Source organism: Pseudomonas sp. HP_12, assembly GCF_055283955.1.
The window spans coordinates 159,968-184,510 of the sequence record NZ_JBTOQG010000002.1 but is presented as its reverse complement, the minus strand read 5'-3'; the positions used below and the strand labels follow the sequence as shown (position 1 = coordinate 184,510).

The following is a 24,543-nucleotide window of genomic DNA, read 5'->3' as shown; positions in this document are numbered from 1 at the left end:
TGATCGAGATGCCCAGCCCCACGTTGCACCTGTCTCCAGGCGGGCGCTGCTTTGTCATCACGGCCGCCATGCTGGGCTGGTTCGGGCTCGCGGTGCAGCTGTACCTGATTCTCTGGGGGCGATGGATCGACCATGCCAGCCTCCTCGGCGGACTGGTGCGCTTCTGCAGCTTCTTCACCGTGGTGACTAACACGCTGGTGGCGGTGGCACTGAGCTGTGCGGTCATCGACCGGCACTCGGCGGGGTATCGGTTCTTCCGTTCCCCCGTTGTCTGCGCGGGCATCACCACCAGCATTATTCTGGTGAGCCTGGCCTACAACCTGCTGCTGCGCCATCTGTGGACGCCCGAGGGCTGGCAGTGGATCGCCGATGAATTGCTGCACGACGTCATGCCGCTGCTGTTCCTCGGCTACTGGTTATTCTTCGTGCCCAAAGGTCTGTTGAGACCTCGACATGTGCTGATCTGGACGCTGTATCCCGTTGTGTACTTCGGCTATTTGCTGCTGCGCGGGAATATCTTCGGCGACTATCTCTATCCATTCCTGGACATCGGCACGCTTGGAGTGGCCAAGGCGCTGACCAATGCGTTGGGCGTGCTGGCAGGTTTTGTGGTGATTGGGTCAGTCGTGTATGGGATAGACAGGATTTCGGGCCGCAGAGGGCAGTCGTAAACCTCAATCATGCTGAGACGCCCCGAATCTGGCGCGCCTGCAGCACTCAATTATTCCCGGCGACCTCAACCGCCTCATTCCTCGCCCGAACCGTCCGCGCGCCAGTAGCCTGCTGCCTTGACGGCCGCTTCGTCCAGCTTGAACTCATCCAGCAGCACGCGCCGCACTTTGCGTGACAGGGACGATTCGGTCGCTACCCAGGCGTACAAACTGCCTTGCGGCAGGGTCAGTTGGCGCGTGACTTCAAGCAGATCGTGCTCGCCACGCACCACCCAGATCACTTCAATCTTCGCATCGCTGGTCAGCGCCTGACGCTCCGCCGGGTTGTCGATTTCAACGACCACCAGCGCACGTCGACCGGCCGGCAATGCTTCCAGCCGACGACCGATGGCGGGGAGGGCGGTTTCGTCGCCGATCAGCAGATAGCTGTCGAACATGTCCGGCACGATCATCGAACCCCGAGGTCCGGCGATATTCAGCGTTTGCCCGGCTTGCGCCTGAGCCGCCCAGGTTGCCGCCGGACCGTCGCCATGCAGCACGAAATCGATGTCCAATTCGCCGGTCTGCGGGTCGTAACGACGCGGGGTGTAGTCGCGCATCGTCGGGCGCGGGCCTTCAGCGTTTTGCAGCGGCGCATCGCTGTCCAGCGCCGCCTGCTCTTCGAGCGTGGTGGCGAACAACAGTTTGACGTGGTCATCCGTGCCCAGACTGATGAACCCCGCAAGCTCCGGACCGTTCAGGGTGATGCGGCGCATGCGCGGGGTGATGTCGGTCACCCTCAACACTTGCAGCTTGCGACGTTTGATCTCGTGGCTGACGCGGTGAATTCCCTGGGGTGCATTCATTCCGGTTTCTCCGACGCAGGTTGTTGGCCGTCGACGATGGCTTTCGCGGTGTCGTTCAGCAGGTCGCGAACCCGCAGGATTTCCTCAGGGTTCCAGCGACCGTGGTGCATCTGCAAGGCATGACGCAGGTTGTGCACGGCCTCGTGGATTTCCGGCGGACGATCATGCCCACGCAACGAGCGCTTGCTGACCTCGATGCGCATTTTCACGCCATCCAGCGCGACGGCTTGTTCCGTCAGGAACTGCTGACCGGCCTCAGTGATGCCATAGCGCTTCTTGCCGCCGTCGGCATCGCCCTGAATCAACTCGCTCTCTTCCAGAAAGGTCAGCGTCGGGTAAATCACGCCCGGGCTCGGGCTGTAGGCGCCGTCGAACAGCGCTTCGATCTGGCGAATCAAGTCATACCCGTGGCACGGCTGATCGGCGATCAACGCCAGCAGCAGCAATTTCAGGTCGCCCGGGGCAAATACCCGAGGCCCACGGCCGCCGCGTTCACGGCCGGTACGTTTCTCGAAACCATCGCGGCCGTCGCCGTGTTCGCCGAAGTGAGGACGATGGTGGTGGGGGTGATCGTGTGAGTGGTCTTTCATTTTTTTCATCTCTTGGTACAAGTTAGATATACCTTAAGATATATCTTAAGTTTTCCGCAAGATGCGTTAAGACGAACGGTTGTCTCCCGGTTTTCAGGAGACGAACGCGATGACTTCAATGAAAAACCGGCTAAAGACGCGTTGTCACCTGCGTAGGAACGGGCGCCTTGCACTGCGTGAAAGTGCCCGGCTCCAGGTAGGGATTGAGAATCGGCGCCATGCCTTTGAGCACTTGCACCGGAAGGGCTGAGGTGAATTTGAAGCTCTCGGCGGCGCGGCCCGGGACGTACGCCGTCAGCGTGCCGTAATGGTTATCGCCGATGAAAAATACGAAGGTCGCGGTGCGATTGATGGCCTTGGACGCCAAGATTCGCCCGCCTGCGCCGATGCTTTCGATACGGTTGTCGCCCGTGCCGGTCTTGCCGCCCATGGCCAGCACGCTGCCATCCTGAGTTTTGAAACTGCCGGACACGCGCCTCGCCGTGCCGGCATCGACCACCTGGGAAAGCGCCTCGCGCATCGCGGCAGCGACCTCCGAGGGCAGCACCCGCTTGCCCAACTCGGGGTTGTTGATCAGTTGGGTTTCGTAAGGTGTTTGCGCGGCGAAGTGCAGGCTGTCGATGCGCAGCACCGGCAGCCGAATACCATCGTTCTGGAGAATGCCGATGAGTTCGGCGAGCGCGGCGGGTCGATCACCAGAACTGCCGATCGCGGTCGCCAGTGAAGGCACCAGATGATCGAACGGATAGCCCAGCCGCTGCCAGCGCTGATGAATATCGAGGAACGCTTCGATCTCCAGCATCGTGCGAATACGGCTGTCGCGCGCGCTCTTGTGCTGGCTCTTGAACAGCCAGCTGTAGACTTCCTGCCGCTCGAAACGGCTGGCCGCGACGGCGTCCTTGAACGTGGCGTCCGGGTTCTGCAGCAGATACCCCACCAGCCACAGATCCAGCGGGTGCACGCGGGCAACGTATCCCTGATCCGGCAGATCGAACTTGCCAGGGCCATAGGCGAAATAGAGTTCGTCCAGACGCTTTTCGGTCAGCGCCGTTTTGCCTTTTTCCCCGGCCATGTGCGCACGAACAAACGCATTGAACGCGCTCTGCGTGGCGTCCGGCAGCAGATAGCGGTGCACGGCGGCAAGCCGGCTCGCAGCGGGATGCACCCCGTCGAGAAAGGTGTCGAGCCGGTCCTGGGTGGATTTGTTTTTGTAGCGCTTCCAGAAGCGCAACATGAATGACTTGCCCTCGCGGTCGGCGAAATCGGCCAGGTATTCCTGCCGTCTCGGGTCGCTGTCGTCCTTGAGCAACACCGCGCTGTTGTTGGGACCCTGATAGGTGGTGTAGCGCACCAGATCGCGCATCAGGCGAATGAACGGCAGGTTGATCGACTCCCGCAACGCTTCGCGCAGGGTCGGATTACGGGCGTTGTCCTCCCGGCGAAAATTATTGAAATGATGCAGGCCGCCGCCGGTGAAAAAACTCTCCCCGGGGCTGGCCGAATACTGACGGTCGAGGGCAGCAGCGAGCATCTTCGACAGGTCGCGATCGGTGTTCTGAATCAGGTAATCCACGGCCCAGCGGCTGAGTAGGTCGGACTCCTCGACCGGGACTTTTTTCAGGGCGCTATTGGGCAGATCGGCGTACTTGTCGTGGAGCTCGGCAATGATCTGCAAGTAGGTGGTCAGCACGCGCATCTTGGCCGTGGAGCCCAGCTCCAGTTTGCTGCCCTCGTTGATGTCGAACGGCTGATCGATGCTGTCGGTCTGCACCCGCACCCGCGAGCCATCCGGGTCGCGCTCAAACAGCGTGAAGCTGTAACGCACCGCCTGGGTGCCGGTGGGTGTCAGTAGATGCTCGCCGATCAAGCCCATCTGACCGGCAAATTCGGGTTTGGCAAGGTCGCGCAAATACTGACCGACGCTGATCTGCAGGTCGTTCTGCAGCGTGCTGGTGGCCGACAGATCCAGGCGATCGAGGTCGTAAAGCGAACGGTTGAGCATGTTCGACAGCCGCGTGCGCGCGACAGTGATGCCTTTGTTGCTTTCAATCGGCTGCACGGTCGGCTGCTGCACCCAGTCGCGATAGGTCACGCTGGCCGCCAGTGCGGCGTCGGCCAACGGTTGATCGATGACATTGTTCTGTGCGAGCACGCGCAGATGGCTGTCAGTCAGATCCGCGAGCTCCTTGCGACCCTTCGCCAGAAAGTGTGAGGGCCTGCGTTGGGCGATCACCAACGACAGGACTTCGCGCAGCGCCAACCCTTTCGCCGCCAGGGTTTTATCGTCTTTGGCCGTCGAAGCCAGCAATTGATTGGTGCGGTCGAAGTCCGCGCCGTACCAGACCCGCAAACCTTCGGCCATGCCGTGGACTTCGCCATGACCAGGAACCGCCGACAGCGGCACGCTGTTGAGATAGTCACGCACCACTCGCTGCCGGGCTTCGAGGGTCTGCTGCCCCGGCTGATAGGCGCGAACGCTGGCGGACACCATCTGACGAATCTTCTCGCTGCCCGACAGCGTCAGGCCGTCCGGCGAGTGCCGGTACTTCTCCAATTGAGTCGCTAGCGTGCTGCCACCGGCCGATTGCCCCGGCAACCCCACCACCTTCGCCACTTGGGAAAGCGCCGCTTTGAAAAACCTTGGCCAGTCCACTGCCGGGTTGGCGAGCGGGCGCTGAGCGTCCAGCAAGTCGCGGTTTTCGATGAACAGCAGGCTGTTGACCAGCACGGGCGGGATGGCGGCGAAGGTCGGATACAGCTGCTGCGGGTAGGTGTACTGATACAGCGGCTCGGCGCGGCAGTCGGTAATGGTCAGGCCGGACTGAATCTTCTCCTGATACGGCACGAAGAAGCCGCGCTTGGCGTAGGCCATAAGATCGGGGGAGAAACGCGCCTGGGCGCTGATCAGGTAGTCACGCTTGAGCAAGCGCGGCAGGAATTCGCCGAGAGCGGAATAGCCCAGACGCTTGTCGAAAGGCCCGTCACCGGGATACACAATCGCGTCGCTGGGACCGGCTTCGACGCGGTAGCTCAGGCCTTGGGCCAGGTGACTGAACTCCTGGGCCTGCAAACGGGAGCTGCGCACTTCGGTCGAAACCACAAATCCCAGGATCACCGCTGCCGTCAGCACCGCCACCAGCAGAAACCGCCACACGTAACGCCGTGGGCGAGCATGGGCTGGCATTGATCCGTTCCCCTGACCGTCAGCCTTGACCGCAGCCTTCTTCGTATCGGAATGCCAAAAAGCGCCCATATCGTTGGCCCGGTCAAACCTGCACATCGCACTTGTTACAAGCGTAGACGCTGGTGGGCACGGAGGGGATTTTGTGCGCAGGGGCGTAAGATCTTTCCGATCTGCAACCTTGGTTCCGGATCGAGGTGGAGCTTATTTGACGAGCGGATGGAGACTCGGAACGGTACGAACCGTGGTGAGAGGCTGTCCGTCAGGCAGTGCGCGACAGCCCCATCAAACCTTCACCACCCGCGCCGCCTTCGGGCTGCCCAACCGCTTGTTCAACTCCAACCAGTTCGACAACAGCAGCATCAACCCCAGGCCAAGCAACGCGGTGATCACGCGCATTTGCCAGGCGTCGTCCGCCAGCGCGTTCGCCATGTCGGCCAGCGGGGCGAGTAGGACGCCGAGGCAGAAAATTTCCAGCGAATAGCGACCCATTCGGCAGGTCTGCTGGACAGGCCAGTTGTCGAGCCAGGTTACCGACGTCGGCAGCGTTTTTGCGACGACATACACCAGCGCAAGGAAATGCAGCAGGCGCACCGGAGACAGGTCTGTCTTGCTGATCGGGTAGATCAATTCAGTGAGCGCGGTAGGCAGGAGCGCGTCATGCACGTCAGGAAATTTCCACAGCACGGTGATGACGCCGGCCATCAGCAGGTAAGCCGCCGCTATGAGAAACAGCGGCTGTTGCCAAAGCGGCCGAGCAGGGGCGATTACGATTGGCGCCCGTTGGGTATGCAGGGCGAAGGCGCCGCCGAGCACGAAGATCAGCTGCCAGGCGACCGGATTGAAATACCAGTAACCGCCGCCTTCGTAGGCGCTCAGGTTCCAGCCGAGCAGCGGCACCATCATGTACAGCGCAATCGACAGGCCGATCGCCAGCGCTGCGTTGCGCAGCATGATAGGCAGGATTAGCGGCAACGCGCCCATCAGCAGGATGTACAGCGGCAGCGGGTCGGTGAGGTTGGGTTTGAAGCGCAACAACAGTTCATCGGCCAGCGCCTGCTGCGGGTTGCCGACGAAATACTCCAGGCCCATCTCACGCACCATGTCGCGGGTTTCGACGTGATTGTTGGCGACGAAAACGATGCCCATCAGCAGTGTCAGCAGGAAAATGTGTGCGACGTACAGCACCCATGTGCGCCGCAGGATACGCAGGCAAGCCACCACGTAACCGTCCCGTTGCGCCACGCGGCCATAAGCGAGTACGGCGGCGTAGCCGGCGAGAAACACGAACACTTCGGCGGCGTCGCTGAAACCAAAATTGCGCAGCGTCAGTTGCGCGAAAGGGTTGGCTGGCACGTGATCCCAAAAAATGAAAATCAGCGCTAGACCCCGAAAGAAGTCGATGCGATGGTCGCGTCCGTTCGTCATGACGGTGGCCTTGCAAAGGTGTTTAAAGAAGAGGGGCCAGTGGCGGCCGTGGTTCCTTGCCGTCAGCAGGGTCTGATCGGCGGCGCGCAGGGTGGCGGGTTTGCGGGGTAAAAGCAAAGGGTGGATGTTGCAGGATGTCTCGATTTGAGACGCTTCACACAGCGAGACAGACCCTTCTTGGCTGGCACCGTCGCGATTGCTTCAATCAGGCAAGCCAGTGCTGCGACTCAAGCACTCTGCGCTTGCAGAAAAATCGAAAACAGCTCGGATTGCGATTTGATGCCAAGTTTGCTGTACATGTGCTTTTTATGGACGCGCACGGTTTCCGCAGAGATGGCGAGCTTGCGGGCGATTTCCTTGCTCGAACAGCCGCTGAGCATCAGTCGTCCGACGTCCAGCTCCCGCGCGGTCAACTGCGCGCCACGGCTGTGCTGAGCCGATGCTTCGAGCTGTTTGCGCCAGTTGCTCATCGGCAACGGCGTATCGAGCAGCTCTTGGTCGGTTGCCGCAGCTTCAATTTCGAAGGGCAGACGCTGGCGTAACAGGGCGATGACCCACGGCTGGATCATCGACAGCAGGGCAATCTGATCGGCGCTGAATCGTTGGGTTGATCCCAGGGACAGGCACAGGGTGCGGTCCTGGTCGATCTGGCAATTGAACTGAATTTCATCGGCGACGACGTTCAGCCGAAAGTAGCGCTGGTAATACTCCGTGAGTTCGAAATGCTCGGGCGCGACTTCGGCAAGGCGGAACAGGCCGCTTTGCGAGCGCTCGCGGCTGGCGACGTAGAAGGGGTCGAGCAGGTACAGGCCTTTGAGGTAATCCTGAAACAGCTGGTCGGGGCTGCCATCTTCAGCCGGGCTCTCGGCGAACACCTGCGGGCGCTGCCCGGAGCTGAATTGCAGCGCGACCCAGCTATCGAAACTGACGTACTGATCAAGCAGCCGCACCAGTTGGGCCCAGAAATTGGGGCGGTCCAGCGCTTCAATCAACTGCCCGACCGAGCGATGCCAGGCCATGTCCTGAAGTGCGATTGTCATCCTCTACCCCTATTGGGTTACTACAGCTGCGTAATTCCCCGTAACACTTACTGATGCGCATACTGCCCGCAGAGCCAATCATCAGGCCAGCATTTTGTGCCTGACCGGCCCGCGACCTTATAAGGAGAACCCATGAAGGTGGAACTCGCCCAATTGACGGGCCAGGACAACGACACCGTCCACAATCTCAAGCGCGCGCTGAATGCCATTGCCGCATGCGCTGACGACACTGCGCTGATCGTGTTCCCGGAAACGCACCTGATGGGCTTCCCCTCCAGCGAGACCGTTGCCCGGGTTTCCGAAGCGCTGGACGGCCCCAGTGTCACCGCCATTCGTGAGGCGGCGCGGGCGCGCGGCGTCTCCGTCGTGATCGGCATGGCCGAAAATGACAACGGCGCGTTCTTCAACACCACGTTGCTCATTACCCCCGAAGGCATCGCCCTGCGTTACCGCAAAACGCATTTGTGGGCGTCCGATCGCGGCGTGTTCAGCGCGGGCGATCGATACGCCACCTGTCAGTGGAACGGGCTGCGGGTCGGCCTGTTGATCTGCTACGACATCGAGTTCCCGGAGTCGGCCCGCGCGCTGGCCCAACTTGGCGTTGATCTGATCATCGTCACCAACGGCAACATGGACCCCTACGGTCCGACCCACCGCACCGCAATCATGGCCCGCGCTCAGGAAAATCAGGCGTTCGCGCTCATGGTCAATCGCGTCGGCGAAGGCGAGGGCGGGCTGGTATTCGCGGGCGGCAGCGCACTGGTTGACCCATTCGGGGCTTTGTTGCACGAGGCGGGTCGGGAAGACACGCAACTCACCGTCGAACTCGACCTTCGGCAGCTTCAGGCTGCGCGTCGCGATTACCGCTACCTGGATGACCAGCGCCTGCGACTGCCGGGCGAAGTCATCGAACATGCCAACGGCGTGCGCGAGCTGATCATTCCCTGAAGCGTCAGAAGAGACATCCCTAACAAGCCTAATAAGAAGAATGAACCCTCACTGCTGCGTCGATCGCGGCAGTGGGTGCACGCCCTCCAACTAAAAAATACGCCTTTGTTCTGCCGCACTTTTCTCTGCCATAAAACCTATAAATTTCGGAGTAGTCGCTCATGGCTCGTTTGCAACGCACCCTTTCATTAGGGTCGGTGGTGCTGTTCGGCATCGCCTACATGACCCCCATCATTGTGCTCGGCACCTTTGGTATCCTCGCGCAAACCACCGGGGGCATGGTCCCCGCGTCGTACCTGGCCGCTCTGGTTGCCATGTTTTTCACGGCCATGAGTTACGGCCGCATGGCGGCTGCGTTTCCGGTGGCCGGCTCTGCCTACAGCTACGTGCGCAAAGCCATCAGCCCCAAGCTGGGGTTTATTGCCGGCTGGGCGGTGCTGCTGGATTACCTGTTCTTGCCCATGGCGATCTGGCTGATCGGTGCCGCTTATCTGGGCTCTGCGTTCCCGTCTGTGCCACAGCCAGTGTGGGTGCTGACGTTCATCGTCGTGACCAGCCTGATCAACATCGTGGGCCTCAAGCTCGCCAATACCATCAACGCCTTGCTGATGATCGTGCAGTTCCTGGTGCTCGCCGCCTTCGTGGCGCTTTGCATCCATTACATCGGCGGCGATGCCAGCAAACCGTTGTGGACGCTGTCGCCCTTCCTGAACGGTGACATGCAGATGCCGTTGATCATGAGCGGAGCGGCGATTGCCTGTTATTCCTTCCTGGGCTTCGACGCCGTCAGCACCCTGACCGAAGAAACCCGCGATCCGCGTCGCACCATTCCCCGGGCGATCATGCTCATCACGCTGATCGGCGGGTTGATCTTTGTCGGCGTGTCGTACTTTGTGCAGCTTGCCCATCCCTCGGCTCAGTTCGAAAACGTCGACTCGGCCGCCTATGAAATCGCGCGCAATATCGGCGGCGACGTGTTTGTGACGATCTTCCTCATTGGCCTTATCGTCGGGCAGTTCGCGTCAGGGCTTTCCGCCCAGGCCAGCGGCTCGCGCCTGCTCTATGCGATGGGCCGCGACGGGGTGTTGCCCAAGTCGTTCTTTGCCAGCCTGAGCGAACGATTCGGCACGCCGGTCAACAGTATTCTGTTGTGCGCGGTGGTGGCCTTGCTGGCGCTGAAACTGGACGTCACCACGTCCACCTCGTTCATCAACTTCGGCGCGTTTCTGGCGTTCAGTCTGGTCAACCTGTCGGTCATTTTTCACTACTGGATTGCGGGCGAGAAACGCGGGCCCCGCGAGCTGCTGCTGTTCCTGATCTGCCCACTGATTGGCCTGATTGCCGATCTTTGGCTGATGATCAGCCTGGACAAACTGGCGATCATGCTCGGTCTGGCCTGGCTGGCCATCGGCTGTGTGTACCTGGCATGGCTGACCGGCGGATTCCGTCGTCAGCCGCCGGAAATGGATTTTCAAGAAGCGGCCTAGTGACACGGCGGGCGATGCAGCGCGGGCGCCACCCACAGGAGCCCTTTTTGTGCGAGCAGATCCTGAACGCAACCCTGGATTACTGAGCTTCTGGCATCAGCATCGGCTTGCGGTCCAGCGTCTCGCTGACCATTCGATAGATGTCTTCTTTGCCGTCGTCATTGCAGCAGCGGATCTCGTGGAGCACTTCGCGCTCTTTGGGAGATAGCCCGATGTAGTTCCACTCGCACGCCTGGCGCATGAACACGTCGTGGTCGTTGACCGGCATGACGTCGTCAGCGGCTTCGTGAAAAGCCTCCACGATCGTGCCGATCAGGCTGACGAGTTGCTCGGCGTCAGGCTTGCCGTCGGTTGCCTGGACCAGACGCTGCAGATGATTCAACGCGCTGCGGGCGTCAATCAGCTTCATGTGTGCGGGGACGCTCATTTCGTATCGATCGATCAGGTGCATGGCACCACCTCCTGGTGTTGTTGTTCATTCCGTTCCCGTTGAGGACCGGGCTGGGTCGTCAGGGCGCGAACGTTAGCGGCAGGGGAGGCGCCGGAAAAGCCGAAAGTTGTAACGGTTACAAAATCGTTTCCGATTGAACTTTGCTGAATTGATACTGTATAACGTATTACATGATTGCTTACATTCTGGAGAAAGACGATGAAAGCCGACATCCATCCCGACTACCGCCAAGTGCTGTTCCACGACACCGCTGCCGATGTGTTTTTTCTGATCGGCTCCACGGTTGACACCGACCGCACGCACACCCACACCGATGGCAACTCCTACCCTTACGTTGCCCTCGACGTGTCCAGCGCGTCGCATCCCATGTACACCGGCCAACAGCGCAAGACCACCACCGAAGGCCGTATCGCCGGCTTCAACAAGCGCTTCGCCACCTTCGGCTCCGGCGCCAAGAAAGAGGAATGACAGCAGCACCTCCCGCGCTCCGGGCATCGCCAGTCGATCACCCGGGCGCGGGATTTTTTTTGCCGTTTTTTCACTGTATTCCGTCTTGCAGGCCACCTTGGCACTGGACTATCGGGCCAAATTGCTTTTAGCTCTGCGGCCTGAAATTCAGGAGCATCCCCCTTTGAAAAAGTCAGTCGCCATCGTTTTCGGTGGGCAATCCTCCGAGCATGAAGTGTCGTTGCAGTCGGCGCGCAACGTGATCAACGCGATTGATCGCACCAACTTCTCCATCACCCTTATCGGCGTCGACAAGCAGGGCCATTGGCTGCGCTTCGACGAGCAGGATTACCTGCAGAACCCCACCGATCCTGCGCACATCAAACTCAGTGAATCCGGCCGCCTTCTTTCGCTGATGCCAGGCGCCAGCGGGCCGCAGTTCGTGGAAGTGCAGACCGGCGCAGAGGTGCCGCGCATCGACGTGGTGTTCCCGTTGATCCACGGCAGTTTCGGGGAAGACGGCTGCCTGCAGGGCATGTTGCGCCTGCTGGACATTCCGTTCGTGGGCCCGGATGTGCTGAGCTCCGCGGCCTGTATGGACAAGGACGTGACCAAACGGCTGCTGCGCGATGCGGGTATTTCGGTTGCGCCGTTCGTGGTCCTTCACCGTGGCGAGACGGTGGACTTCGTCAGCGTCTCCGCACAGTTGGGCCTGCCGCTTTTCGTCAAGCCGGCGTGCCAGGGATCGTCGGTCGGCGTGAGCAAAGTCGTCGACGAAGCCGGTTATGCCGCTGCCCTGAAACTGGCTTTTGACTACGACAACAAGGTGCTGATCGAACAGGGCATCGTCGGTCGTGAGGTGGAATGCGCCGTGCTGGGTAACCACGAACCGAAGGTCAGCGTGTGCGGTGAAGTCGTCGCCAATGACGAATTTTATGCCTACGACACCAAGTACCTGAACGACGGTCAGGCGCGCATCGCGATCCCCGCGCAGATGCCCGAAGACATGAGCGAAGCCGTGCGTGAAGTGGCGCTGCAGGCCTATCGCGTGCTGGGCTGCGCCGGTTTGGCGCGGGTGGATTTCTTTGTCACTGAGGCACGGGAAATCATCATCAACGAGGTCAACACGCTCCCCGGTTTCACCTCCATCAGCATGTACCCGAAACTCTGGCAGGCCAGCGGATTGAGCTACGCCGAGCTGATCGACCGGTTGATCACGCTGGCGCTGGAACGCGCCGAAGAAACCCGCGCGCTGAAGACCGAGGTGGTGCTGTGACGGTGAAAACCCTCCGTATCGCCGCCGCGCTGCTGACCCGTGCCGATGGCAAAACATTGCTGGTGCGCAAACGCGGGACCGAAGCGTTCATGCAGCCGGGCGGCAAGATCGACGCCGGTGAGTCGGCGCTCGATGCGCTGGCCCGTGAGCTGAACGAGGAATTGGGGCTGGTCATCGCGCCGGAGCAAACGCGATTCCTGGGTGAGTTTTCGGCGGTAGCGGCGAATGAACCGGGCTTCGAAGTGAATTGCCAGCTCTATGGCGTTCAGGTTGAGGACCCGGTCAATCCGGCGGCCGAGATCGAGGAAGCAATCTGGGTCGACGGCGGGAATATCGACCAGTTGCATCTGGCGCCGCTGACACGGGATTCGATATTGCCGCTGTACCGAAGCCTGCAAAACGCCTGATTTGCAGGGCTGCATTGCATGGGGTAAGCAGCGGGGCGGATTAACGAACCGCGCTCACTCCATCCAGTGTCGAAAACGACGTGTCCTTCGCCGTCAGCAGGAAGTCACGCATGTAGGGCGCGTCCAGCATGTCTGCGCGAATCGCCGCGTACAGCGTGGCGAACAATCCTTTTTCCCCCAGCCGCTTGCCCTTCACGTAGCCGCGTGAGCTGTATTCATGCAGCGCCCAGTGCGGCATCCCACAGACGCCGCGTCCGCTGGCGACCAGTTGCATCATCATCACCGTCAGTTCGGACGTGCGCACCTGCGCCGGTTCGATGTCGGCTGGTTCAAGGAAACGCGTGAAGATGTCCAGGCGGTCGCGCTCGACGGGGTAGGTGATCAGGGTTTCATTGATCAGGTCTTCCGGCACCACATAAGGCCTGGCTGCCAGCGGATGCTGGTTGGCGACTGCGAGCATGGCCTCGTAGGTGAACAGCGGCACATAGGTAATGCCTGCCAGTTCCAACGGGTCCGAGGTCACTACCAGATCCAGATCGCCACGGGCCAGGGCGGGCAGGGGCGCGAAAGCGAAACCCGACGCCAGATCAAGCTCCACCTCCGGCCAGGCATCGCGGAACTGATCGATCGTCGGCATCAGCCACTGAAAGCAACTGTGGCATTCGATGGCCATGTGCAGGCGCCCGGCGACACCGCCGGCGAGCCGCGAGATATCGCGCTCGGCATGGCGCAGTTGCGGCAGCACCGAGTCAGCCAGTTGCAGCAGGCGCAAGCCCGCGCTGGTGAACCGCACCGGTTTGGTCTTGCGCACGAACAGCGGCATGCCCATGCGCTCTTCCAGCTCCTTGAACTGGTGCGACAGCGCCGATTGGGTCAGATGCAATCGGTCAGCCGCGTCGACAAGGCTGTCTGCTTCGCGTAATGCATGCAGGGTTTTCAGGTGGCGAATTTCCAGCACCGATGGCGCTCCATGAGTAAATTTTGTGATCAACACGAATTTAATGAGTTTGTCTCATGTAAGAAGAAGTGTCGACAATGGCGCCATCTTTTGAAGGAAGCAGTCAGCATGGGCCAGGTCAACAACTCGAATTTTCCTCACATCGGCGTGACCAGGGGCTTCAAGCACATCCTCGAGAAGCTGGGTGACGGCGTTGAAATGGGTTCAGTGCCGACGTTCACCCCGGACCAACGCTTTAACCTGAACTGGGCGCCGCTGTTCGATGAGGTTGATGAAGCCCGCGCGCAGGGCCAAACGATCCGGCCGGAGCTCATCGGCCCGTTGACGTACCTCTGGCTGGGGCAAGCGGAGGGTGAGGGCTTCGACAAGCTCGACCTGCTGGATCGTCTGCTGCCGGTGTATGGCGAGATCCTCGGTCGGCTGGCGGGCAAGGGCGTCGAGTGGGTGCAGATCGATGAGCCGATCCTGACCCTGGACTTGCCACAGGACTGGAAGAACGCCTTCGAGCGCGCCTACCACGCCCTGCAATATTCGCCGCTTAAAAAGCTGCTCGCGGTTTCGTGTGGCGGTCTTGGGCTGGGCAGTAACCTCGGCCTCGCGGTGTGCCTGCCTGTGCAAGGCCTGCATGTCGATGTGCTCAGTGCGCCTGAACAAATGCCCTTGGTGCTGGATCGCCTGCCGACCTACAAAGTGCTGTCATTGGGCGTTGTGGGTGAACTGGACGCGGCCAGCGCCAACGCTGAAGCTGCGCTGGAAGTTGTGAAGGAGGCTCAGTTGCGCTTCGCCGACAACCTCTGGGTCTCGGATTCGATCAGCACCCCGGCCACAGCGGCCGCGTGAATGCAGGTCGAGATGACCGTTTTGCTACCGCTCAGCCCTCTTCATCAAACTGTCACGCAACTGTGGCAGCGCGCTTGAGCAAACTTCATCAGACTCGCGGCCTACTGGGGTTCTGTGTGTCGGTGTTTTTCCATGCGGGTTTTACTTTTTCTGGCTGCGCTCTTGTGCAGCCTGCCGTCTTTTGCGGCCTCTCGATGCGATGTTGACGTTCCCACGCAAGTGGCCGAGCTTGATGACGTGCACTTGGCGTATCAGAGCATCGGGCGTGATTCCGATCCGGCGCTGCTGCTGGTCATGGGGCTTGGCGGGCAGTTGATCCACTGGCCGGATGAGGTGGTCGTCGCCCTGTGTCAGCAGGGCTTCCGGGTCATTCGCTACGACAACCGGGATGTCGGATTGTCGACCTGGGTCCAGGCTCCCTCAAGCGCCAACCTCACCTATGAAGTGCTGCGCTACAAGATCGGCCTGCCGGTGTCGGCGCCGTATTCCCTGACCGACATGGCTCAGGATGCGCTAGGCCTGATGGATGCGCTGCATGTTCAGCAATTCCATGTGCTGGGGGCGAGCATGGGCGGCATGATTGCGCAGCATCTGGCCGACATGGCGCCCAAGCGCGTGGAAAGTCTGACGCTGATCATGACCAGCTCCGGCGCGCCCGGCCTGCCGATGCCCAGCCCGGCGTTGCTGCAACTGCTGGCCCGTCGTGGCGCGCCGGACCGGCAGACCGCCCTTGAGCAGCAGGCTGATTTGCTGGCTGCGTTGGGCAGCCCGGAGGTCAAGGATGATCGACAGATGCTGCTGCATCAGGCGGCGGTTTCCTACGACCGGGCGTTCAATCCTGAAGGCGTGAAACGGCAGATTCTGGCGATCCTCGCCGAACCCAGCCGCGTGGAGCTGTTGAATCGTCTGCGGGTGCCGACGCTTGTCGTGCACGGCACGGCGGATCCGCTGTTGCCAGTGATGCATGGCATTCATGTAGCGGCGCACATTCAGGGCAGTCAACTGAAGCTCATTCCCGGCCTGGCCCACCGTTTTCAGGAAGCCTTCAAAGCCCCGTTGCTGGCGGCGGTGTTGCCGTATTTGCGCGAGCATCGCGAGGACGCTTCCCCCGTCGCCCAGCTCTGATGCAGCGGCGGGCTTGATCCGCTGCTTGAGAACAAACGCGCCGGTGTAGGGTTTGAGCGCCCGCGTGATCGGCGTATCGTGCAGCTTTTCCTCCCTTGCACGAGGCTGCCATGAGCATTCCGCTGAAAATCGACTTCATCTCCGACGTGTCCTGCCCCTGGTGCATCGTCGGCCTGCGCGCGCTGGACCAGGCGCTCGAGCATCTGGGCGATGAAGTTCAAGCCGACATCCACTTCCAGCCCTTCGAACTCAACCCGCAGATGCCGCCGGAAGGCCAGGACATCTTCGAGCACATCGCCGAGAAGTACGGTTCGACGCCCGAACAATTCCAGGCCAATGCCGAAAACATCCGTGAGCGCGGCGCTGAGCTCGGGTTCGTCTTCAAGCAGGGCGAGCGACGCATCTTCAACACCTTCGACGCCCATCGACTGCTTCATTGGGCCGGGCTGGAAGGCAAGCAACACGCGCTGAAAGAAGCGCTGTTCACCGCATACTTCAGCCAGCATGCCAACGTATCCAGCCATCAGGTACTGGCGGATGTCGCGCAGAAAGTGGGCCTGGATCGAGTGCGCGCCGAGGCCTTGCTGGGCAGCGACCAGTACGCCAGCGAAGTCCGCGAACTGGAACAATTGTGGGTGTCGCGGGGCGTGAGTTCGGTGCCGACAATCGTCTTCAACGACCAGTACGCCGTTTCCGGTGGGCAGCCTGTCGACGTGTTCGTCAGCGCCATTCGTCAGATCGTGGGCGAAGAATCGAGCGTGGTTAACCCGGTCGACTAAAGCGGGTAGTCGACCATGACGGGCAGCGCGCGTGTGGGTATTCCGGGCTCTCAGGTTTTGGACACTTATCAACACGCGCGCTGCTGACCGTCATCTGCTGTTACTCATCGACCATTGCATTTCAAAAAACACTTGCTCCTCCCAGCCACTTTCGGATATCAATTTGTACATGATTAGACAGGTTCGATTCGACAAGAAAAAACGCGTGGTGGATGAGCTGGCGCGACGCATCGAGAGCGGCCAGATGGGGTCGGGCGAATTGTTGCCTGGTGAGAACCTGCTCGCGCAGGAATTCAACGTCAGCCGTGGCACGCTCCGGGAAGCGCTGTCCGAGCTCAAGCGACGCAACTACATCGCCACGCAAACCGGCGTCGGTTCGATCGTGACCTATGACGGCATCTCGCTGGATCAGCGTGCCGGGTGGGCACAGGCCCTGGCCGACACCGGCGCCAAGGTCAGCACCGAGATTCTGCGTCTGGTGGCGGTGCAGCGGCCTGATCTGGCGGGTCGGTTTGGCACAGCCGAGTTCATCGCGCTGGATCGTCGTCGAACCGCAGGGGATGGCAGCGTGGTTTCCCTGGAGCGTGTGCTGATTCCGGCCTGTGACGGCCTGGAAAATCTGCCCCGCGACGGGCTGATCGAAGATTCGCTGACAGTCACGCTGGCCGCCCACGGCTATGTCGGTGATCGGGGCGATCAGTGGATCGGCGCCGAGCCCCTGAGCAACGACGACGCGGCGCTGATGTTGCGGCAGCCTGGCTCAGTGTTTCTCAAGGCGACGCGCACCACGTTCGATCGCCGCGAACGTTTCATGGAGCACGTGGAAAGTCTTCTGGACCCCGTGCATTTTCGTCTGCATCTGGCTTTTGGATCGTCTACATGACCGCACTGATCGACACCCGCGACCGAGGCCTCGGCGCTTTCTACGGACTGGCACTGGGCGATGCGCTGGGCATGCCAACGCAGTCCCTCAGTCGCGAGCAGATCAGGCAGCGATTCGACCGCATCACAACCTTGCAGGCCGCCGGTGCCGATCAGCCGATTGCGCCGAACATGCCCGCCGGGTCGATCACCGACGACACCGAGCAGGCGGTCCTGGTCGCCGAATTGCTGGTTGCCGGGGAAGGGCGCATCGAGCCTTCGGACCTGGCGCAACACCTGATTGACTGGGAGGCGGTGATGCAGGCCAAAGGGTCGCAAGACCTGCTGGGCCCTTCGACCAAGCGCGCCATCGAGATGATTCTGGCCGGGCACAGCCCTGAGGAGGCCGGGCGTTTCGGCACCACCAACGGCGCCGCCATGCGCATTACGCCGGTGGGCATTGCCTTAGATGTGCGCGAAGAAGCGCGCTTCATCGAGGCGGTCAAACAGGCCTGCCAGGTCACCCACAACACCACTCTCGGCATCTCCAGCGCAGCGGCGGTGGCGGCGGTGGTCTCGGCGGGCATCAGCGGTGCCAGCCTCGGCGAAGCCCTGGAAGTCGGCGCGAGCATCGCCCGAGAGGCCGAGGGCTTCGGCTACTGGATCGCCGGGGGCCGCATTGCCGCGCGCATCCATTGGGCCAGAGACCTGTGCGCCGGGTGCAGCAACGAACAGCTGCCCGATCTGATTTATGACGTGATCGGCACGTCGGTCGCCTCCCAGGAATCGGTGGTCGCGGCCTTTGCCCTCGCGCATCAAGTGGCTCGCGGGCAGGTCTCGGCATTCGATGCGCTGTGCATGGCCGCCAGTCTGGGCGGCGACACCGACACCATCGCCGCCATTCTCGGGGCGATGCTCGGTGCCTGCGCCGGCATGGGCGCCTGGCCTGAGCCGCTGATCAAACAGATCCAGACCGTCAACGGACTCGACCTGTATCCGGTTGTCGAGCAGTTGCTGTCCCTGCGCGGGGTCTGATCCGACCCACGCCAGCCCGTATAAAGAACAAGACCTACCTCGCGGCTCTATGCAGCGGCGAGTCAGGGCTTTTTGCAGCCTGCAAAAGCCCACGCTGACACGGATGTCGTTTGCTTTGCGCACTGCCCACAACCAGAACAAATGGCACAGGAGCATTCACATGACGTCATCCAACGCCGCTCAAGGCGCAGGTCAGCTTGAAACACGCGGCATCGAACCGGTTCCGGAAAACGAATGCAACGGCCACCCGTTGCAGCTTTTCTGGGTGTGGTTCGCGGCCAATATCAGCATCCTCGGTCTGCCGCTGGGGGCGACGCTCGTGGCCTTTCGCGGGCTGTCGATCGGGCAGGCGATCATCGTGGCGATCCTCGGCGCGGCCGGCTCGTTTGCGGTGGTCGGGGTCATTTCCATTGCCGGCCGCCGGGGCAGGGCGCCGAGTCTTACGCTCTCGCGGGCCATCTTCGGGGTGCGCGGGAATATCGGTCCGACCATCGTTTCGCTGATGTCACGTCTGGGCTGGGAAACCGTGAACACCACGACCGCCGCTTTCGTACTGCTGTCGCTGTGTTCGATCCTTTTCGCCACGCCCGTGGAAGCCAAGAGTGCGCCGGGCCTGACCCTGGTGTTCATCGCGATTTTCGTACTGATGACACTGACCGTTTCCGGCCTCGGCCACGCCACTTTGCTGGTCATCCAGAAATGGGCGACGTACATCTTCGGCGCGTTGAACGTGATCGTCGGCGGCTTCCTGATCGCGCACATCGACTGGGCCGCTGTGTTCAACGCTGCGCCTGCACCGGTGAGCGCGATGATCATCGGGATCGGCACCATGGCGGCAGGCACGGGCATCGGCTGGGCCAACGCAGGCGCTGATATGTCGCGCTACCAGCATCGCAGCGTCAAGGCCACGCGGCTGGTGGCGTCGGCGGCTTTCGGCGCGGGCATCCCGCTGGTGCTGCTCATTACCCTCGGCGGGCTGCTGTCGGTGGGCAATGACCACTTGGCGTCGGCCACCGATCCGATCATCGCGATCCGCGAACTGCTGCCGACCTGGATGGCCGTGCCGTACCTGATCACGGCGTTCGGCGGGCTGCTGCTCTCGAATAACCTGTCGGTGTACTCGGCAGGGCTGACCACGCTGACCCTGGGCCTGAAGATCAAACGCGTGCACGCGGTGATTGTCGACATCGTGGCAATCTTCGCCGGATCGATTTACTTCATGTTGATCGCCGACAGTTTTTACGGCCCCTTCATCACCTTCATTTCGATGCTCGCCGTGCCGATCACCGCGTGGGTCGGGATCTTCGTCGTCGACCTGATGCATCGCCACTACTACTCACCGGCTGACTTGATGGACGTTTCGCCGCGCAGCGCCTATTGGTATCGCGGCGGCATCGAGTGGCGTGCGCTGGGTGCGTGGGCCCTGGCCATCGTGCTCGGTTACAGTTTCACCACCGTCGCCACCACGCCGGAGAACGTGATATTCAAGGGCTTGCTGTCGGACTCATGGTTTGGCCATAACGGGCTGGGCTGGATCGTCACCTTCCTGGTTGCGGGTGGTCTGTATGCCTTGCTCGGCGGTGCCCGTGACCGTCGTGTCGTTGCAAAAGAGGTTGTTCATGCCCGCTAGATTGCTCTACACGGGCCAGGTCGTGGTCGATCTGGTCATGGCCCTTGACGCTTTGCCACGTTCCGGCGGCGATGTGCTTGCCCGTTCGGCGGCTTTCGAAACCGGCGGCGGATTCAACGTGATGGCCGCGGCACGGCGCAGCGGTATGCCGACGGTGTACCTCGGTCGCCACGGCGCGGGGCGTTTCGGCGATCTGGCGCGGCATGCCATGGCGGCGGAAGGCATCGACATCGCGGCGGCGGCGTCGACGGGGCAGGACACGGGCCTGTCGGTGGCGCTCATCGAGCCTTCGGCCGAGCGCTCGTTCATTTCCTATGTCGGTGCCGAGGGCGGTTTGTCGGCTGAGGATCTGCGCGGCGTCGATGTGCAGCCTGAGGATTGTGTATTCGTCAGTGGCTACAGCTTGCTGCACGAAGGCAAGGTGTCGACGCTGCTGGATTGGCTCGCGCGGTTGCCGGCAGGGGCGGGCGTGGTGTTCGATCCGGGGCCGCTGATCGACTCGCCGGAGGCGTCCGGCATGCCGGCGGTGTTGCCATTGATCACGCTGTGGACGAGCAACGCCGAAGAGGCACTGCGCTTCACCGGGTGCGAGACGATCGATGTCGCTCTCGACACGCTGGCGCACTGGGTGCGCACTGACGCGCTGATTGTTGTGCGCGACGGACCGAACGGCTGCTGGATCCGTCAGGGTTCCGAGGTCCGACACGTTCGGGGGTTTCCGGTGACGGCCATCGATACCAACGGCGCCGGCGATGCCCATGCGGGGGTGTTGCTGGCCGGGCTGGCGTCAGGGCTTTCAGCGTCGCAAGCGGCATTGCGCGCCAATGCGGCTGCGGCCATTGCCGTCACCCGCTGGGGCCCGGCGACTGCGCCGACGGCGGCAGAGGTGGATGCGCTCATTGGCAGCACTGACTTTTAGAAATTCCGGTCGTTCAGACGCCGACCTGTGGGACAGATAACGCGGTCCTTGTGGGAGTGAGCTTGCTCACGAAGACGGTATTTCAGCCGCTGAAGATTAAGCGGATGTACTGTCCCCTTCGCGAGCAAGCTCGCTCCCACGGTTCGTGCATCGGCAGGAAGATCGGAAGTATCGGCACGTTAGATGACAGCTGTTGGGGGTGAGCCCACACAGTCACCCCAACCCGTATTTCTTCACCTTGTCGAACAACGTGGTCTTGGCCATGCCCAGTTCCTGGCTGGCCTGACTGAGATTTCCGCCGCTGCGCTGCAACGCCTCGCCCAGCAGGTTCTTCTCAAACGCTTCCACCGCTTCGGCGAAATCAAGGCTCTGGGTGGCGACTTCCGCACCGGCGGTCTTGAAAGCCGGCAACCCCAGCGCGTACCGCTCCGCGACGTTGCGCAGCTCGCGCACGTTGCCCGGCCAGTCGTGGGCCAGCAGCGCCGAGCGGGTCTGTGCATCCAGCTGTGGCGCTTCACGGTCGAAACGCAGCGACGACTGCTGCAGAAAATGTTCGAACAACTGCAGGATGTCTTCGCGCCGCTCGCGCAAGGGCGGCAGTTCGAGGGTCACCACGTTCAGCCGGTAATACAGGTCGCTGCGAAACTGGCCCGCTTTGCTCAGCGCATTCAGCTCCGACTTGGTCGCCGCAATCACCCGGCAATCCACCGCTACGCTCTGATTTGAACCCAGTCGCTCCAGCGTGCGCTCCTGCAATACCCGCAGCAGTTTGATCTGCAGGTTGATGGGCATGCTTTCCACTTCGTCGAGAAACAGCGTGCCGTTGTGCGCGTGTTCGATCTTGCCGATGCGGCGTTTGCCGGCGCCGGTGAAGGCGTTGGCCTCATGACCGAATATCTCGCTCTCGAACAGGCTTTCCGGCAGGCCGCCGCAGTTCAGTGCTACGAACTGATGGTCATGGCGGCGGCTGAAGTCATGCAGGCAGCGAGCGACAAGTTCTTTCCCGGTGCCGGTTTCGCCTTCGATCAGCACATTGGCCGAGGTGTCCGCGACGTTGGCGATCAGCGCGCGCAGGGTCTGCATCGCCTGGGAGCGACCGATGATCTTGCCTTCCAGGGAGTTGCGCTCGGCCAGTTGCCGGCGCAGCGACCAGACTTCCCGAGCCAGACCGCGCTGCTCCAGGGCGCGGCGGGCGGCGTCGACCAGGCGCTCGGGAGAGAAGGGCTTTTCCATGAAATCGTAGGCGCCATCGCGCATCGCGCCGACGGCCATCGACACGTCGCCGTGGCCGGTAATCAGCACCACAGGCAGGGTCCGGTCGCGTTCTTTCAGGCGCTTGAGCAGCTCAAGCCCGTCCATGCCCGGCAGGCGAATGTCACTGATGACGATGCCGGCGAAGTTCTCACTGACCAACGCCAGCGCTTCTTCCGCGCTGCCCACGCCCTGGCTGTGAATGTCTTCCAGCGCCAGCGCTTGTTGGCAGCCAAGCAGGACATGCGGGTCGTCTTCGACGATGAGGACCGTCAGATCAGTGTTCATGGTGTATTCCAGTGCGTGCCCGCGAAGCGGCGTGTCAGGTTTTTGGACAGGGTGACTGCCCCAGTTCTTTCCCGAGCAAACAGGCTCCGAAAATGTCCGGCAATGCGTTGACCTCTCATACACCCGCCGCCCCGCGATCAACCAGAGGCAACACCAGCACGAACATCGTGCCGCCCTCGACCGGGTCTTCAGCGTTGAGCGTGCCGCCTGCCGCAGCGGCGAGGCTGGCGGACAGCGTCAGGCCCAACCCCAGTCCCTGTTCGCCGGGCTTGGTGGTAAAGAAGGGTTCGAACAAATGCTTGCGCGCTTCGGCGTCGATGCCGTGGCCGTTGTCCCGCACCCGCAGCCGATAGCGGCCCTCGAACACGTCACCTTCCAGCCACAGAACCGGCAGCGGCTGCGCCTGCATGGCGTCCAGTGCGTTGCCGATCAGGTTGACCAGAATCTGCTCAAGCCGGGTCTGATCAATCGCCAGCTCAACGTCGTCGATCTGCTGATGCAGCTCCAATGACGCATTGTCCAGGCGCGCCGCCAGCAACTGCAGTGCAGCCTCGACCGCCTTGCTCAGGGACGCCTGGCCCTTGTCTTCTCCGCGCCGGGCGAAGGCACGCAGGCTGGCCGTGATGCGGCCCATGCGATCCACCAGATCGTTAATGGTGCGCAAGTTTGCACTCGCCGTGTCCAGCGCGCCCCGTTCGAGAAACCGAACGGTGTTGCCCGACAACGTGCGCAGCGCGGCCAGTGGCTGATTCAGTTCGTGGGCGATGCTGGTGGACATCTGGCCGATGGCGGCGAGTTTGCCAGCCTGGATCAATTCGTCCTGGGCCTGGCGCAGGGTTTCCTCGGCCTGGCGACGTTCACGAATCTGGCCCTTCAGGCGTTCGTTGCTCGCGCGAAGGTCGGCGGTGCGGTCGGTGATGCGCCGTTCCAGCTCGTTGTTCGCCTGTTCCAGCGCTTCACGGGCGGCGAGGCGGGTGGAAATCACCTTGCGGCGCTCGTTCCAGGCAATCAGCAGAAACGCCACCAGCGCGCAGGCGACGGCGACCAGCATTCCCTGATTGGCGGCTTCCCGGCGCAAGTCTTCCAGCGGCGTCAGCAGGGTCAGGTGCCAGGGCGTGTCAGCCAGTTCGCGGGTCTGCGCCAGATAACTCACCACCGTGTGTTCGTGATCGACGCTGGTGTTCGCAGGAAAGGTCAGCTTCTCGACCCCGTCGGCAATCGATTCACGTTCCAGCGGCACCAGCTCGTTGAGCGGCCACCAGTAATACTGCAGGCTGCGCGCCAGCCGCTCTTTGATCTCGGCTGTCAGCGGGCGGACTGATTTCAGCCGTCGGGCCGGGTCGCTGGAGAGAATGATGATGCCGTTCTCGTCGCTGACAAACGCCTCCAGGCGCGCGCGCTGCCAGCGTTCTTCCAGGGCTTCAAGCCGCACCTTGATCACCGCGACGCCGATGATCTTGCCTTTCTCTTCCAGCCCGTGGGCCAGGTAATAACCCGGTTCGCCGGTGGTGCTGCCGATGCCGTAGAAGCGGCCCGGCAGACCGCGAATCGCGTCCTGATAATAGGCACGGAAGGACAGGTCTTCACCGAGGTAACTGTCGGCATCGCGCCAGTTGCTGGTCGCCAGCACCCGGCCGGTGGTGTCCAGCACATAGATGGCCCGACTGCGGCTGCGCCGGTTCAGGCCTTCGAGGTAATCGTTGACCTTGGCGCGCAACTCCGCAGACGGATTGTTGAGCAGGTCGGAAACATTGGATTCCAGCTCCAGCACGCTGGGCAGGTAGTTGTACTTGTTGATCTCGCTCTCGACGGTGCGCGCGTGCAGCTCCAGCTGACGCTGACCGTTTTCACCCAACGCCTTGATGGCGTTCTTCTCGCTGTACAGATACGTGACGTAACCCAGCGCAATCATCAGCAGGATGATCAGCAGGATGATCAGCGGCGGCACGAACAGATGGCGGATCAGTCGGGGTTTCACGGCGAGTGATGGCGGCGCGGCGCGGTAAAGAGGGGGGTCGCATTTCATCACAGTCGTCCTGGACCGACCAGCCGCTCGTTTCATCATTCATGAACGAGCGGCCGGTGG

The 24,543-nt window shown here is 61.7% G+C and carries 21 protein-coding genes and 1 pseudogene; 13 read left to right on the top strand and 9 right to left on the bottom strand.

Annotated features, from left to right (window positions below; genetic code table 11):
• Positions 1–8: 8 nt before the first annotated feature.
• Complete coding sequence (locus ACYASU_RS03205; protein ID WP_463581932.1) at positions 9–671, top strand: Pr6Pr family membrane protein; 663 nt, start codon at positions 9–11, stop codon at positions 669–671.
• A gap of 74 nt (positions 672–745) precedes the next feature.
• Here ACYASU_RS03205 and ACYASU_RS03200 read toward each other — a convergent pair whose 3' ends face one another.
• The 5 genes from ACYASU_RS03200 to ACYASU_RS03180 all read right to left on the bottom strand — a co-directional run bounded on the left by ACYASU_RS03200 (position 746) and on the right by ACYASU_RS03180 (position 7,755).
• The gene (locus ACYASU_RS03200; protein ID WP_463581931.1) at positions 746–1,516 is read right to left on the bottom strand and encodes a siderophore-interacting protein; all 771 of its coding nucleotides are present in this window, start codon (positions 1,514–1,516) and stop codon (positions 746–748) included.
• Positions 1,513–2,106: a PadR family transcriptional regulator gene (locus ACYASU_RS03195; protein WP_463581930.1), complete on the bottom strand. Its 594-nt coding sequence runs from the start codon at positions 2,104–2,106 to the stop codon at positions 1,513–1,515. The genes ACYASU_RS03200 and ACYASU_RS03195 overlap by 4 nt, the downstream gene beginning before the upstream one ends.
• A gap of 130 nt (positions 2,107–2,236) precedes the next feature.
• Positions 2,237–5,359 carry a transglycosylase domain-containing protein gene (locus ACYASU_RS03190; protein WP_463581929.1) on the bottom strand — a complete coding sequence of 1,041 codons (3,123 nt, stop codon included), beginning with the start codon at positions 5,357–5,359 and terminating at the stop codon, positions 2,237–2,239.
• Between the two features lie 213 nt (positions 5,360–5,572).
• On the bottom strand, positions 5,573–6,715 hold the full coding sequence (locus ACYASU_RS03185; RefSeq protein WP_423572217.1) for an OpgC domain-containing protein: 1,143 nt from the start codon (positions 6,713–6,715) through the stop codon (positions 5,573–5,575).
• Positions 6,716–6,942: 227 nt separating this feature from the next.
• Complete coding sequence (locus ACYASU_RS03180; protein WP_463581928.1) at positions 6,943–7,755, bottom strand: response regulator transcription factor; 813 nt, start codon at positions 7,753–7,755, stop codon at positions 6,943–6,945.
• A 132-nt stretch (positions 7,756–7,887) separates the two neighbouring features.
• On the opposite strand from ACYASU_RS03180, the gene ACYASU_RS03175 reads away from it, so the two are divergent.
• Positions 7,888–8,703 (top strand): carbon-nitrogen hydrolase family protein, encoded by an 816-nt coding sequence (locus ACYASU_RS03175; protein ID WP_463581927.1) that lies wholly within the window; start codon positions 7,888–7,890, stop codon positions 8,701–8,703.
• A 161-nt stretch (positions 8,704–8,864) separates the two neighbouring features.
• The gene (locus ACYASU_RS03170) at positions 8,865–10,190 is read left to right on the top strand and encodes an APC family permease (protein ID WP_192171609.1); all 1,326 of its coding nucleotides are present in this window, start codon (positions 8,865–8,867) and stop codon (positions 10,188–10,190) included.
• A 79-nt stretch (positions 10,191–10,269) separates the two neighbouring features.
• Here the strand turns inward: ACYASU_RS03170 and ACYASU_RS03165 are convergent, their stop codons facing one another.
• A complete protein-coding gene (locus ACYASU_RS03165; protein WP_463581926.1) occupies positions 10,270–10,641 on the bottom strand; it encodes a hypothetical protein in 372 nt (123 codons plus the stop codon).
• Between the two features lie 198 nt (positions 10,642–10,839).
• Between ACYASU_RS03165 and ACYASU_RS03160 the strand changes: the two genes are divergently transcribed.
• From ACYASU_RS03160 to ACYASU_RS03150, 3 genes are all read left to right on the top strand, one after another.
• A complete protein-coding gene (locus ACYASU_RS03160) occupies positions 10,840–11,109 on the top strand; it encodes a type B 50S ribosomal protein L31 (protein ID WP_122536087.1) in 270 nt (89 codons plus the stop codon).
• A 163-nt stretch (positions 11,110–11,272) separates the two neighbouring features.
• Positions 11,273–12,364 carry a D-alanine--D-alanine ligase gene (ddlA, locus tag ACYASU_RS03155; protein ID WP_463581925.1) on the top strand — a complete coding sequence of 364 codons (1,092 nt, stop codon included), beginning with the start codon at positions 11,273–11,275 and terminating at the stop codon, positions 12,362–12,364.
• A 2-nt stretch (positions 12,365–12,366) separates the two neighbouring features.
• Entirely contained in the window at positions 12,367–12,771 is a 405-nt protein-coding gene (locus ACYASU_RS03150; RefSeq protein WP_463581924.1) for an NUDIX hydrolase, read from the top strand.
• 40 nt (positions 12,772–12,811) lie between these two features.
• On the opposite strand, the gene metR is transcribed toward ACYASU_RS03150, so the two are convergent.
• Complete coding sequence (gene metR / locus ACYASU_RS03145) at positions 12,812–13,729, bottom strand: transcriptional regulator MetR (RefSeq protein ID WP_065992512.1); 918 nt, start codon at positions 13,727–13,729, stop codon at positions 12,812–12,814.
• A gap of 207 nt (positions 13,730–13,936) precedes the next feature.
• On the opposite strand from metR, the pseudogene ACYASU_RS03140 reads away from it, so the two are divergent.
• The 7 genes and pseudogenes from ACYASU_RS03140 to ACYASU_RS03110 form a co-directional block, all read left to right on the top strand.
• Positions 13,937–14,545, top strand: a pseudogene (locus tag ACYASU_RS03140) (uroporphyrinogen decarboxylase/cobalamine-independent methonine synthase family protein); the annotation flags it as partial.
• Between the two features lie 156 nt (positions 14,546–14,701).
• On the top strand, positions 14,702–15,694 hold the full coding sequence (locus ACYASU_RS03135; protein ID WP_463581923.1) for an alpha/beta fold hydrolase: 993 nt from the start codon (positions 14,702–14,704) through the stop codon (positions 15,692–15,694).
• Between the two features lie 110 nt (positions 15,695–15,804).
• Positions 15,805–16,473, top strand: coding sequence for a DsbA family oxidoreductase (locus ACYASU_RS03130; RefSeq protein ID WP_463581922.1), 669 nt, complete (start codon positions 15,805–15,807; stop codon positions 16,471–16,473).
• Between the two features lie 169 nt (positions 16,474–16,642).
• The gene (locus ACYASU_RS03125; RefSeq protein WP_192171602.1) at positions 16,643–17,356 is read left to right on the top strand and encodes a GntR family transcriptional regulator; all 714 of its coding nucleotides are present in this window, start codon (positions 16,643–16,645) and stop codon (positions 17,354–17,356) included.
• Positions 17,353–18,369: an ADP-ribosylglycohydrolase family protein gene (locus tag ACYASU_RS03120; protein WP_463581921.1), complete on the top strand. Its 1,017-nt coding sequence runs from the start codon at positions 17,353–17,355 to the stop codon at positions 18,367–18,369. Before ACYASU_RS03125 ends, ACYASU_RS03120 begins: the two co-directional genes overlap by 4 nt.
• A 160-nt stretch (positions 18,370–18,529) precedes the next feature.
• Positions 18,530–19,999, top strand: coding sequence for a purine-cytosine permease family protein (locus ACYASU_RS03115; protein ID WP_463581920.1), 1,470 nt, complete (start codon positions 18,530–18,532; stop codon positions 19,997–19,999).
• Positions 19,989–20,918 carry a PfkB family carbohydrate kinase gene (locus tag ACYASU_RS03110; RefSeq protein WP_463581919.1) on the top strand — a complete coding sequence of 310 codons (930 nt, stop codon included), beginning with the start codon at positions 19,989–19,991 and terminating at the stop codon, positions 20,916–20,918. Before ACYASU_RS03115 ends, ACYASU_RS03110 begins: the two co-directional genes overlap by 11 nt.
• Positions 20,919–21,131: 213 nt before the next feature.
• Here the strand turns inward: ACYASU_RS03110 and aauR are convergent, their stop codons facing one another.
• Together aauR and aauS are read right to left on the bottom strand one after the other, a co-directional pair.
• The gene (gene aauR / locus ACYASU_RS03105) at positions 21,132–22,457 is read right to left on the bottom strand and encodes a two-component response regulator AauR (RefSeq protein WP_192171598.1); all 1,326 of its coding nucleotides are present in this window, start codon (positions 22,455–22,457) and stop codon (positions 21,132–21,134) included.
• Positions 22,458–22,572: 115 nt separating this feature from the next.
• Entirely contained in the window at positions 22,573–24,483 is a 1,911-nt protein-coding gene (gene aauS, locus ACYASU_RS03100) for a two-component sensor histidine kinase AauS (protein WP_463581918.1), read from the bottom strand.
• Positions 24,484–24,543 lie beyond the last annotated feature (60 nt).

Coding starts and splice junctions, on each gene's coding strand:
- ACYASU_RS03205 (WP_463581932.1), top strand. CDS start 9: ATGCCCAGCCCCACGTTGCACCTGTCTCCAGGCGGGCGCTGCTTTGTC.
- ACYASU_RS03175 (WP_463581927.1), top strand. CDS start 7,888: ATGAAGGTGGAACTCGCCCAATTGACGGGCCAGGACAACGACACCGTC.
- ACYASU_RS03170 (WP_192171609.1), top strand. CDS start 8,865: ATGGCTCGTTTGCAACGCACCCTTTCATTAGGGTCGGTGGTGCTGTTC.
- ACYASU_RS03195 (WP_463581930.1), bottom strand. CDS start 2,106: ATGAAAGACCACTCACACGATCACCCCCACCACCATCGTCCTCACTTC.
- ACYASU_RS03180 (WP_463581928.1), bottom strand. CDS start 7,755: ATGACAATCGCACTTCAGGACATGGCCTGGCATCGCTCGGTCGGGCAG.
- ACYASU_RS03190 (WP_463581929.1), bottom strand. CDS start 5,359: ATGGGCGCTTTTTGGCATTCCGATACGAAGAAGGCTGCGGTCAAGGCT.
- ACYASU_RS03185 (WP_423572217.1), bottom strand. CDS start 6,715: ATGACGAACGGACGCGACCATCGCATCGACTTCTTTCGGGGTCTAGCG.
- ACYASU_RS03110 (WP_463581919.1), top strand. CDS start 19,989: ATGCCCGCTAGATTGCTCTACACGGGCCAGGTCGTGGTCGATCTGGTC.
- ACYASU_RS03115 (WP_463581920.1), top strand. CDS start 18,530: ATGACGTCATCCAACGCCGCTCAAGGCGCAGGTCAGCTTGAAACACGC.
- ACYASU_RS03165 (WP_463581926.1), bottom strand. CDS start 10,641: ATGCACCTGATCGATCGATACGAAATGAGCGTCCCCGCACACATGAAG.
- ACYASU_RS03160 (WP_122536087.1), top strand. CDS start 10,840: ATGAAAGCCGACATCCATCCCGACTACCGCCAAGTGCTGTTCCACGAC.
- ACYASU_RS03120 (WP_463581921.1), top strand. CDS start 17,353: ATGACCGCACTGATCGACACCCGCGACCGAGGCCTCGGCGCTTTCTAC.
- aauS (WP_463581918.1), bottom strand. CDS start 24,483: ATGAAATGCGACCCCCCTCTTTACCGCGCCGCGCCGCCATCACTCGCC.
- ACYASU_RS03125 (WP_192171602.1), top strand. CDS start 16,643: ATGATTAGACAGGTTCGATTCGACAAGAAAAAACGCGTGGTGGATGAG.
- aauR (WP_192171598.1), bottom strand. CDS start 22,457: ATGAACACTGATCTGACGGTCCTCATCGTCGAAGACGACCCGCATGTC.
- ACYASU_RS03200 (WP_463581931.1), bottom strand. CDS start 1,516: ATGAATGCACCCCAGGGAATTCACCGCGTCAGCCACGAGATCAAACGT.
- ACYASU_RS03130 (WP_463581922.1), top strand. CDS start 15,805: ATGAGCATTCCGCTGAAAATCGACTTCATCTCCGACGTGTCCTGCCCC.
- ACYASU_RS03135 (WP_463581923.1), top strand. CDS start 14,702: ATGCGGGTTTTACTTTTTCTGGCTGCGCTCTTGTGCAGCCTGCCGTCT.